This window comes from Actibacterium sp. MT2.3-13A, from assembly GCF_018139985.1.
GTDB lineage: Bacteria > Pseudomonadota > Alphaproteobacteria > Rhodobacterales > Rhodobacteraceae > JAGSOU01.
Genome location: NZ_JAGSOU010000019.1, coordinates 42,777 through 52,305 on the forward strand (window position 1 = coordinate 42,777; position 9,529 = coordinate 52,305).

Consider the following 9,529-nt stretch of genomic DNA (forward strand, 5'->3'; position numbering starts at 1 on the left):
CAAACCGCCGCCCGGCCCTGCGCGAGTGACAGGAAGGCGCCCGGTTGCTAAGCAGAAGGAAACGGGCACAGCAGGAGCGGGCGGGGTGAAACTCGAAGACACAGCCATCGCGGGCGTGAAGATCCTCACCCCCGCGCGGTTTTCGGACGAGCGCGGGTTCTTCTCCGAAAGCTGGAACCGCGCGCGGCTGGCCGCGGCCGGGATCGGCATCGACTTCGTGCAGGACAACCATTCGCTGTCGCGCCGCAAGGGCACGGTGCGCGGGCTGCATTTCCAGGCCCCGCCGCATGCCCAGGCCAAGCTGGTGCGCTGCGGGCGCGGCGCGCTTCGCGACGTGGCGGTGGACATCCGGCGCGGCTCGCCCACGTACGGGCGGTGGGTGGCGGCTGAGCTGAGCGCCGAGAACGGCCGCCAGATGCTGATCCCCGAGGGCTGCGCGCATGGCTTCGTCACGCTGAGCGACGACACCGAGATCATTTACAAATGCAGTGACTATTACGCCCCGGAATGCGACCGGGCGCTGCAATTCGACGACCCAGAGATCGGCATCGACTGGGGCGTGACCCGGGACGAGGCGCTGCTGTCGGACAAGGACGCCGCGGCCCCTGCCCTGCGCGATCTCGGCAGCCCCTTCACCTGGGAGGGCGCGGCATGAAGCTGCTGGTCACCGGCGGGGCGGGATTCATCGGCTCGGCGGTGGTGCGGCTGGCCGTCGCCCGGGGGCATCAGGTGGTGAACCTCGACGCGCTGACCTATGCCGCCTGCCTCGACAACGTGGCCAGCGTTTCGGACAGCCCCCTTTACGCCTTCGAAAAGGCCGATATCCGCGATCCGGCGGCGTTAGAGACTGTTTTCGCCCGCCACCGCCCCGACGCGGTGCTGCATCTGGCGGCCGAAAGCCATGTCGACCGCTCCATCGACGCGCCCGGCGCCTTCATCGAGACCAACGTGACCGGCACCTACAACCTGCTGCAGGCCGCCCGCGCCCACTGGCTGCGCGAAGGCCGGCCCGAGGGGTTCCGCTTCCACCATGTCTCCACCGACGAGGTCTATGGCGCGCTCGGCCCCACGGGCCAGTTCACCGAAGAGACGCCCTACGCCCCGAACAGTCCCTATTCCGCATCGAAAGCAGCCTCCGACCACCTGGTGCGGGCCTGGCACGCGACCTACGGGCTGCCGGTTCTGGTCACCAACTGCTCCAACAATTACGGCCCCTACCAGTTCCCCGAAAAGCTGATCCCGGTGGTGATCCTGAACGCGCTGGCAGGCCGGCCGATCCCGGTCTACGGCCGCGGCGAAAACGTGCGCGACTGGCTCTATGTCGAGGATCACGCCGAGGCGCTGCTGCATGTTCTGGCGCGCGGCGCGGTCGGGCGCAGCTACAATATCGGCGGCGAGAACGAGGTCCGCAACATCGACCTGGTGCGGACGATCTGTGCCCTGCTCGACGAGATGCGGCCGGCGGATCGTCCCTATTCCAGCCTGATCGCCCATGTCGAGGACCGGCCCGGCCATGACGCGCGCTATGCGATCGCCCCCGCGCGCATCCGCGACGAACTGGGCTGGCGCCCCTCGGTCACGCTGCGCGAGGGGCTGGAACGCACGCTGCGCTGGTATCTCGACAACGAGGGCTGGTGGCGCGCCCTGCAGGCCCGCGAAGGCCTGGGCGAAAGGCTGGGCCGGGCATGAGGATCCTCGTCTTCGGCACGACCGGCCAGGTGGCCACCGAGCTGCGCCGCCAGGGCGGCGAGGCGGTCGTCGCACTCGGCCGTGACCGCGCCGACCTGACCGACCCCGAGGCCTGCGCCGCGATCGTCGCGCGGACCGATGCCGAGGCGGTGATCAACGCCGCGGCCTATACGGCGGTGGACCGCGCCGAGGAGGAGGAGGCGCTGGCGACCCGCATCAACGGCGCCGCGCCCGCCGCCATGGCCCGCGCCGCCGCCGAGCGCGGCGTGCCCTTCCTGCATGTCTCCACCGATTACGTCTTTGCCGGGCAGGGCGCCACGCCGCACCGGCCCGACGCGCCCCCGGCCCCGCTCAACGCCTATGGCCGGTCGAAACTGGCGGGCGAGGCGGGCATCCGCGCCGCGGGCGGGCGGCATGTCATCCTGCGCAGCTCCTGGGTGTTCTCGGCGCATGGCGCGAATTTCGTGAAGACCATGCTGCGCCTGGCCGAAAGCCGCGACCGGCTGGACGTGGTGGCCGACCAGATCGGCGGCCCGACGCCCGCCGACGCCATCGCCGCGGCGCTGCTGTCCATGGCCCGCGCGCTGCGCGAGGGGCAGGGGGGCGGCACCTATCACCTGGCCGGCGCGCCCGCCACCAGCTGGGCCGGTTTCGCGCGCGAAACATTCGCCCGGGCCGGACGCGCGGTCGCGGTCCGCGACATCGCCAGCGCCGATTACCCCACGCCGGCGCAACGGCCGCTGAATTCCCGGCTCGATTGCGCCACGCTGGCGACAGATTTCGGCATTACCCAGCCGGACTGGCGGGCCGGGCTGGACCGGGTTCTGAGGGAATTGGAAAGGGCGTGAGATGACGAAGCGCAAGGGCATCATCCTGGCAGGCGGCGCGGGCACGCGGCTTTTCCCGATCACGATGGGCCTCTCCAAGCAGCTGCTGCCGGTCTATGACAAGCCGATGATCTATTATCCGCTGTCGGTGCTCATGCTGACCGGCATCCGCGAGATCGCGATCATCACCACGCCGCAGGATCAGGACCAGTTCCGCCGCCTGCTGGGCGAGGGGGGGCAATGGGGCCTGTCCTTCACCTATATCGCGCAGCCCAGCCCCGACGGGCTGGCGCAGGCCTATCTGCTGGCCGAGGAATTTCTGAACGGCGCGCCCTCGGCGATGGTGCTGGGCGACAACATCTTCTTCGGCCACGATCTGCCGCGCCGGCTGGCCGAGGCCGACGCGCAGCCGCGGGGCGGCACCGTTTTCGGCTACCGCGTGGCCGACCCGGAGCGCTACGGCGTGGTCGATTTCGGCCCTGACGGCACCCCCCGCGCCATCGTCGAGAAACCCGAGGTGGCGCCCTCCCCCTATGCCGTGACCGGGCTCTATTTCCTCGACGGCACGGCGCCCGAGCGCGCCCGCGGCGTGCGCCCCTCGGCCCGCGGCGAGCTGGAGATCACCACCCTGCTGGAGATGTATCTCGCCGAGGGGCTGCTGAGCGTGCAGCAGATGGGGCGGGGCTATGCCTGGCTCGACACCGGCACCCATGGCAGCCTTCTCGACGCCGGCAATTTCGTCCGCACCCTGTCGGAGCGCCAGGGCCAGCAGGTCGGAAGCCCCGAGGAGATCGCCTTCGCCAAGGGCTGGATCACCCCCGAAGAGCTGGCCGAACGCGCGCGGATGTTCGCCAAGAACAGCTACGGCGCCTATCTGGAACGGCTGCTGCAGGGCAAGCACTGAGCCCGCCCCGGCCGGATGTTTCGCGCGCGAAACATTTCCGAAATCCCATCCCTCGCGTTTTGCATGTTCCATGCAAAGGGCCGGATCAGGCACTGATCCGGCCCAAAATTTTTCGCCCCGCGGGAAGGCGGTCAGCCCTGGCGCGACAGCCAGTCGAGCAGCCGGGCGCGCAGATCCCCGGTCACGCCCGGGCCGCTGAGGGTCAGGCGGCCGTCGGCATGGGGGGTGACGCGCACGCCGGGGCAGGGCTCGGCCACGGGCGCGAGGGGCTGTTTCGTCTCTATCCCGGCCTTTAGTGACTGTTTTTGAGCCGCGGGCGGGGTCAGCACCGCCTCCAGGCAGGCCCGCTCGGCCGCGGCGTCGGCGGGCTGCGCCCGGTCGAGCGCCGCGCGCAGGCGCGGGGCCAGGTCGGGCTCTTCCTCCAGCCGGCGGGACAGGATCAGCCCGGCGCGCTCTCCCATCGCCTCGGGAAAGCGCAGCGCGCCGTCGAGCGCCTGCACGATGGTCAGGAAACTGCGGATCTTGGAACGCTTGGCCCGCGAAGCGGCGTGGTAGAGCCGCAGCAGCGCCTGCTTTTCCGTCTCGAACACGCCCTGTTCCACCGATTTGGCGGCAATGCGGGCGCGCTCGTAATAGCTCAGCCCGACGCGGATCTCGTTCTCCTCGACCATCGCCAGATAGGCGTCGGAGGACTCCTCCGGTCGGCGCAGCAGGGCCAGGACCGTGCCGTATTTCCCGTCGCCGGTCTCCGCCTGCAGCCGGCGCAGCGCGTGACAGCGCCGCCAGCCCGAGATCAGCCCGTAGCGCTCGCCGCCCAGGGCCGCGACCTCGATCGGGGTCTGCTGGCCGCGCGCGCGCAGCGACTCCATCAGCGTGGTCATCTCGCCGTCGTCCACAGCGATCCGGTCGCGCACGAGATAGTCAAGCTGCACCGCCTCCAGCGGCAGGCTGAGCACCATGCGCCCCTCTTCGCGGGCGCGGGTCAGGCTCTGCGTCACCTCGTTCAGCGCCGCGGTCGCGGAGGCCTCGGCGGCCACGTCGGCGATCGGCGGGGCGGGGCGGGCGCGGCCCCCCGGCGCCACCCCCATGGGATAGAGCGCCTTGGTCTCCAGCCCGGCCTCGGGGGCGGGCGGCGCGCCCAGGTAATCGGGGTTGGGCGGGGTCAGGCGTTTGCGCTTGGCCATGTCTGGATCTCCTTGCACTCGGGGGCCGCGCCGCAGGATGCCGGCAAGCCCTGAACGGGCGGTGAGCGGCGCGCGCGCCGGGGGAGGGGGCGAATGTTTCGCGCGCGAAACATCCCGCTCATTCCGCCGCCGCCCGCGCGGCCAGCTCGTCGCGCCGCCAGCTGCCCAGAAGCAGGCCCTTGACCGCGGCATAGGTGGCGTCGAAGGTCTCGCGCCCGCGGACATAGGTCTCGCGGTTGAAATCGCGGTAATCGGCCTCGTAGATGCCCTGCACCTGCTCGCCGGCCTGGCCGATCAGGGCGGTGAAATCCTGCCGGTGGGGCGACAGGGTCTGGCCCAGATAGGCCTGCATCAGGGCGGCCAGCTCGGCCTGCTGGGTGCCGTCGTAGCGGGTCACCACCGCGCGCACCGCGTCCCACTGGAAGGCCAGCCCGTCGCGCCCCAGCGCGCGCGCGGCCATGTTCTCGGCCTCCTCGATCGAGGAGAAGGTCGAATGCAGCATGTCGAAGAAACGCCCGGTGGAATCGAATTCGAGGAAGGAGGCGCCCATCGGCACCAGCAGGATATCCGCCGCCGCCAGCCCGTTGATGGTCAGATAGCCGAGCGCCGGCGGCGTATCGAGGAAGATCACGTCATAGGCGTCGAGCAGCCCGTCCTCGGCCAGGGTGTCGGTCAGCGCGTCCCACAGCTTCCAGCCGCGGCCCTGCATCCGCCAGACCGGGATCTGGAACTCGGCCCAGTAGAGGTTCAGCTGCGCGCCGAGCAGGTCGATATTGGGCCAGTGGGTCTTCTGCACCAGGTCGGGCGCCCGGACCTCCAGCGCCGCGCCCAGGGTGTCGTCCAGCGGCACCGGCGCCTCGCCGCGGTCGATCCGGCGCTGGTTCTCGGCGCGCAGATGGGTGGCGTAATGGCGCGCCAGCAGCGGAAAGACGGTCTGCCATTCATCCTCCACCCTGCCGCCGAAGACCGAGGTCATCGAGCCCTGGCTGTCGAGGTCGATCACCAGCACGCGGTAGCCGTCCAGCGCCGCCGACATCGCCAGATGCGCCGCGGTGCTGGTCTTGCCGACGCCGCCCTTGAAATTGGCCACCGCGACCATCTTGGCGGGCAGGCCGGCGGGGCGGTAGGGGAGGTATTCCTTGCTCTTCGAGCCCTCCTGGCCGAAATGCGCGCGCAGGCGCAGCACCTCGTCGAGGGTGAACCATTTCGCCCCGCCCGGGGTCTCGCTGCGGCCCTGGGGCAGGTCGGGGTTGGCCTTCAGCACGCGGCGAAAATGGCCGGTGGCCACCGGGATCAGGTAGCGGGTGATCTCCCAGGTCGAGAACAGGCGCAGGCTGCGCCGGCCGTCCTGTTCCAGGCCGCGGCTGGCAAGGTCGTCGCGCCCGGCCGCGCAGGCCCGCGCGATGCGGTCGAAATCCGACGTGCCGGTGGGCGCGCCGAGCTGGGTCAGCGCCTGATCGGGGTCGATGTTGAAATAGGGAGGAAGGCTGTCCCGGAGATCGGCTTTCATCTGCTGCGCCTCGATGTTCGCATTTTTTGCCAACATATCACAAAAGCGCACACATGAAAGGATTTTGGAGACATCCCCTGATTTTCTCAGCAGATTCGGGGGTTTTGCGGCCCGCGCTGCGCCGGAGGCGGGGCAAATTCCGCCGATGGGATGTTATTTTTTTTGTTATTTATAGGTTACGGCAAAACGGGGCGTCACGAAAACCCTGCTTTTGCACGGGGTTCGGCCGGGTTTTCGCGGAGGGGGCGATTCCGAAACCCCGATCTTTCGATTCCGATCCCACGCTGGGCCGACTCCGATCCGCCGAAGCCTGACTGGACGCGGATTGGGGATAACCTTAGGGTGAGTGTCACTGAAACCCCGATAAGACGCGCAAGAACGGGTGGGGGCAGGGGCGGCAACAGGGCAGGGCGGTCGGACATGGCAGGGCAGGGCGATATCTCGCAACGCGCAGGGGGGCTGCTGCCCGACCGGCACCCGACGGGCGATTTCTTCATCTGCGATATCTTCGATGCCTCGCCCAAGGACGACTTGGGCTCGATGGAGCATCCGATCTTCTCGCTCTCGACCCGGCCGGACCGGCGCATCCTCAGCTATGTCCACAACGGCATCTCGGTGCAGGTGACGCCTTCGGTGAAGGGGCGGGCGACGATCCACGACAAGGACATCCTGATCTACTGCATCAGCCAGCTGATGGCGGCGCTGAACGCGGGGCGCGAGATCGGCCGCACGCTGCAGCTCAAGGCGCACGACCTGCTGGTGGCGACCAACCGCGACACCTCCGGCGACAGCTACGCCCGGCTGCGCGAGGCTTTCGAGCGGCTGGCCGGCACCCGGATCACCACCAATCTCGCCACCGGGGGGCTGGAGACCACCACCGGCTTCGGCCTGATCGAGAGCTGGGAGATCCTGCGCCGCTCGCGCGGGGGGCGGATGATCAGCGTGACGGTGACGCTCAGCGAATGGCTCTACCGGGCGGTGCTGTCGAAATCGGTGCTGACGCTGAACCGCGACTATTTCCGCCTGCGCAAGCCGCTGGAGCGGCGCATCTACGAACTGGCGCGCAAACATTGCGGGCGCCAGCCGGAATGGCGGGTGAGCGTTGCCACCCTGCACAAGAAATCCGGCAGCGCCGCGCCGCTGCGGGTGTTCCGCGCCGCGCTGCGCCGGATGATCGCGGAGGCCCATCTGCCGGATTACGCGATGCGCGAGGATCCCGGCGACCTCATCGTCTTCAGCCGCGCCGGCCAGGTGGTCGAGACCGCCGGCGCGCCGCTGCTGCGCGTCGAGACGCTGGAGGCGGCGCGCGCGCTGGCGCCGGGGGCGGATGTCTACGCGCTGGAGGCCGAGTGGCGCGACTGGTGGGCGGCGAAGGGTCGGGCGCGGCTGCACGCCCCCGACCGCGCCTTCCTGGGCTGGGTGAAAACCCGCCTGGCGGGCGGGGAGGCGCCGGGCGGTAAGGGTTGAGTCATATTCAGGCCATACTTGTATGGCCCATGCGGCTTGCGTAGCGTGCCGGCGCGGCAGTGGGGGCCTTCGCGACGGCCGGGCATGACGGGGCATCTGGCGCGCGGAGACCGGGGACGGGGACCCGCGGCCGCGGCGTGAAAGAGCAAAGAGAGATCAGTCATTCATGTGCACCATTTGTACGACCTTCAATCCCTTTGAAACCACCTGCGTTTACGCCGCCCCCGAACGGGCCCGTCTGATCGAGGCGGGGGACGCCCCGGACGGCACGGCAACGACCTACAGCCTGCAACCCGGAGACGTGTTCGCCGGCACGCTGAGCGCGCTGGGGGACCGCGACTGGGTCGCGGTGCAGCTGAGCGCGGGCGAGACCTACCAGATGACGCTGCGCGGCTCGGCCTCGGGCAGCGGCACGCTGTCGGACCCCTATCTGCGGCTCTATGACAACGGCGGCAGGCTGCTCCAGCAGAACGACGATGCCGGCGGCACGCTGGAATCGGCGCTGCGCTTCACCGCACCGCGCAGCGGCACCTATTACGTCGCCGCCGGGGCCTATGCCGATGCCACCAGCGGCAGCTACGAGATGAGCGTCACGCGCGCCGCCCCGGTGCAGGCCGCGTCGATCGTCGAACTGGCCGATTACCTGGCCACCGACTACTGGCAGGGCGCCACGCGCAGCTTCGACACCTCGGCGAGCAACCTGATCACGGTGAACCTGGCCGGGCTGACCGCGGCCGGCCGGCAGCTGGCCCGCTGGGCCCTCGACGCCTGGGAGACGGTGGCCGACATCCGGTTCGCCGAGGCCACCGGCACCGCCGACATCACCTTCGGCGACGACCAGCCGGGCGCCGGCACCGCCACCGCCTATTCGGGCAGCACCATCCAGTCGGCCGATGTGAACATCTCGGTCAACTGGCTGAACACCTATGGCACGACGATGGACAGCTACGCGCTGCAATCCTACATCCACGAAATCGGCCATGCCCTGGGCCTGGGCCATATGGGCCCCTACAACACCGATGGCATCTACGGGGTGGACAACATCTTTTCCAACGACAGCTGGCAGATCTCCAGCATGTCCTATTTCAGCCAGACCGATAACACCTCGATCCGCGCCAGCTACGCCTATCTGGTGACGCCGATGATGGCCGATATCGTCGCGATACAGAGCCTCTACGGCGCGCCCGGCGCCGGCAGCGCGACGGACGGCGACACCACCTACGGGGCGAATTCCAACCTCGGCGGCGCCCTGGGCGTCCTGTTCAACCAGGTCTTCGGCAGCGGTGCGAACCCGGCGGTCTATGACGGCGGCCCGGTGGCGCTGACCCTCTATGACCGGGGCGGGATCGACACGCTGGACCTCTCCCCCAACCAGAGCAACGACCGGATCAACCTGGGGGCCGGCACCTTCTCGAACGTGAACGGTCTGCGCGGCAACCTCGGCATCGCCCCGGGCAGCGTGATCGAGCGGGTCGTGGCCGGATCGGGCAGCGACACCGTGCTGGGCAACGCGGCCGACAACACGCTGCTGGGCAATGGCGGCCATGACAGCCTGTCCGGCAATGGCGGGCGCGACCAGATCTATGGCGGGGATGGCAACGACACCCTGCGCGGCGGGACCGGCGCCGACACGCTGGGCGGCGGCGGCGGCGACGACCAGGTCTGGGCCGGCGATGCCGACGACCTGCTCTATGGCGGCGACGGCGCCGACACGCTGGGCGCGGGCGCGGGCAATGACACGGTCTGGGCCGGGGGTGGCGGCGACCTGATCTATGGCGGCGACGGGGCCGACTCGCTGGGTGCCGGGGGCGGCAATGACACAATCTGGACCGGGGCCGGCGCCGACCTGGCCTATGGCGGGCCGGGCATCAACCGGATCGGCGGCGGCGCCGGCAACGACACGCTGTGGGGCGGGGCCGACGGCGATTCGATCTACGGCGGCAACGAC

General features: G+C 69.6%; 8 protein-coding genes. 6 read left to right on the forward strand and 2 right to left on the reverse strand.

Features of this window, described 5'->3' with window-relative positions; genetic code table 11:
* The first annotated feature begins 85 nt into the window (after positions 1-85).
* Genes rfbC through rfbA form a run of 4 tightly spaced genes read left to right on the forward strand, consistent with a single transcriptional unit; the run spans position 86 to position 3,420 of the window.
* The gene (gene rfbC, locus KCI33_RS15015; RefSeq protein WP_349252215.1) at positions 86-655 is read left to right on the forward strand and encodes a dTDP-4-dehydrorhamnose 3,5-epimerase; all 570 of its coding nucleotides are present in this window, start codon (positions 86-88) and stop codon (positions 653-655) included.
* Positions 652-1,689, forward strand: a complete 1,038-nt coding sequence (gene rfbB / locus KCI33_RS15020) for a dTDP-glucose 4,6-dehydratase (RefSeq protein WP_212525623.1) — start codon at positions 652-654, stop codon at positions 1,687-1,689. The genes rfbC and rfbB overlap by 4 nt, the downstream gene beginning before the upstream one ends.
* Positions 1,686-2,537 carry a dTDP-4-dehydrorhamnose reductase gene (gene rfbD / locus KCI33_RS15025; protein ID WP_212525624.1) on the forward strand — a complete coding sequence of 284 codons (852 nt, stop codon included), beginning with the start codon at positions 1,686-1,688 and terminating at the stop codon, positions 2,535-2,537. Before rfbB ends, rfbD begins: the two co-directional genes overlap by 4 nt.
* A gap of 1 nt (position 2,538) precedes the next feature.
* A complete protein-coding gene (gene rfbA, locus KCI33_RS15030) occupies positions 2,539-3,420 on the forward strand; it encodes a glucose-1-phosphate thymidylyltransferase RfbA (protein WP_212525625.1) in 882 nt (293 codons plus the stop codon).
* Between the two features lie 131 nt (positions 3,421-3,551).
* On the opposite strand, the gene KCI33_RS15035 is transcribed toward rfbA, so the two are convergent.
* Together KCI33_RS15035 and KCI33_RS15040 are read right to left on the reverse strand one after the other, a co-directional pair.
* Positions 3,552-4,604: a ParB/RepB/Spo0J family partition protein gene (locus KCI33_RS15035; RefSeq protein ID WP_212525626.1), complete on the reverse strand. Its 1,053-nt coding sequence runs from the start codon at positions 4,602-4,604 to the stop codon at positions 3,552-3,554.
* A 118-nt stretch (positions 4,605-4,722) separates the two neighbouring features.
* Positions 4,723-6,114 carry an AAA family ATPase gene (locus KCI33_RS15040; protein WP_212525627.1) on the reverse strand — a complete coding sequence of 464 codons (1,392 nt, stop codon included), beginning with the start codon at positions 6,112-6,114 and terminating at the stop codon, positions 4,723-4,725.
* A gap of 420 nt (positions 6,115-6,534) precedes the next feature.
* Between KCI33_RS15040 and KCI33_RS15045 the strand changes: the two genes are divergently transcribed.
* Positions 6,535-7,581: a replication initiator protein A gene (locus tag KCI33_RS15045; protein WP_212525628.1), complete on the forward strand. Its 1,047-nt coding sequence runs from the start codon at positions 6,535-6,537 to the stop codon at positions 7,579-7,581.
* Positions 7,582-7,747: 166 nt separating this feature from the next.
* A partial coding sequence (locus tag KCI33_RS15050; protein WP_212525629.1) for a M10 family metallopeptidase occupies positions 7,748-9,529 on the forward strand: 1,782 nt, incomplete at its 3' end.